At 69.1% G+C, this 1,409-nt stretch carries 1 protein-coding gene; it reads left to right on the top strand.

Translation table 11 applies throughout. From position 1 onward, the window contains the following. Nucleotides 1-114 precede the first annotated feature (114 nt). A complete protein-coding gene (locus AB0G14_RS35725) occupies nucleotides 115-1,374 on the top strand; it encodes an IS256 family transposase (protein WP_357705237.1) in 1,260 nt (419 codons plus the stop codon). Nucleotides 1,375-1,409 lie beyond the last annotated feature (35 nt).

Below are 1,409 nucleotides of genomic sequence, written 5' to 3'. Positions count from 1 at the left end.
GAGGAATGCTCAAGACCTGTGGATCGGCCGGGAAGGGGCGTACCTTCCCGGTGATCGATTCGTGTAGGTCTCGAGCAAGGCCGACGTTGGCGCGTCGGTCGGGAAGGCACGCCCGTGCTGACTGTAGTCGCCGAGGACGGGCAGCGACGCGAGGGCGTCTCGCTGCTGGATGACGTTGTTCGGGAAGGTGCGCGGCGGATGCTGGCCGCCGCGTTGGAGGCTGAGGTCGACGCCTACCTGGCCGAGCTGGCGCACGAACGCGACGAGCGGGGCCGCAGGTTGGTGGTCCGCAACGGCCACGCCCAGCCAAGGGAGGTGATGACCGGTGCTGGGCCGATTGAGGTTCGTGCGCCGCGGGTCAACGACAAGCGCACCGACGCGGTCACCGGTGAGCGTCGGCGGTTCCGGTCGGCGATCCTGCCGCCGTGGTGCCGCAAGAGCCCCAAGGTGGCCGAGGTTCTGCCGCTGCTGTATCTGCACGGCTTGTCGACCGGGGACTTCGTGCCGGCGTTGCAGCAGTTCCTCGGCTCGACCGCTGGCCTGTCGGCGGCGGCGATCACGAGGTTGACGACGCAGTGGACCGACGACTACCACGCCTGGCGCAAGCGGGACCTGTCGCAGGTCGACTACGTGTATGTGTGGGCCGACGGCATCCACGTCAACGTCCGCCTGGACGAGGACAAGCTGTGCCTGCTCGTGGTCGTCGGTGTCCGCGCCGACGGCACCAAGGAACTGGTCGCCCTGGCCGACGGCTACCGCGAGTCGACCGGCTCCTGGGGCGATGTGCTGCGTGACTGCGCCCGCCGTGGCATGCGCGCTCCCGTCCTTGCCATCGGTGACGGCGCGCTGGGGTTCTGGGCCGCGCTGCGGGAGGTGTTCCCGGCCACCCGTGAGCAGCGGGACTGGGTGCACAAGACTGCGAACGTCCTTGCCGCGCTACCGAAGTCGGCGCATCCAGGTGCGAAGGCCGCCCTGGCCGAGATCTGGGGCGCCGAGAACAAGACCCACGCTCAGCTCGCGGCAAGGCGGTTCGCCGGCCTGTACGGGGCGAAGTTCGGCAAGGCCGTCGCGAAGGTCACCGACGACCTGGATGAGTTGCTCGCCTTCTATGACTACCCGGCCGAGCACTGGGTGCACCTGCGCACCTCGAACCCGATCGAGTCGACCTTCGCCACCGTCCGGCACCGCACCCGCGTCACCAAAGGCCCCGGCAGCCGCGCCGCCGGCCTGGCCATGGCGTTCAAGCTCATCGAAGCCGCCCAGGACCGGTGGCGGGCGGTCAACGCACCCCACCTCGTCGCGTTGGTCCGCGCCGGCGCGACCTTCGTCAACGGCCGCCTCGTCGAACGACCCGAAGACACTGTGGCCGCGTAGCAACTACCTCATCCACAGATCTTGACGATTCCTCG

Origin of the sequence: Micromonospora sp. NPDC023814 (assembly GCF_040639595.1) — a bacterium.
Taxonomy (GTDB): Bacteria; Actinomycetota; Actinomycetes; order Mycobacteriales; family Micromonosporaceae; genus Micromonospora.
The sequence above is the reverse complement of the archived record's forward strand: the minus strand, read 5'-3'. Positions and strand labels throughout refer to the sequence as shown.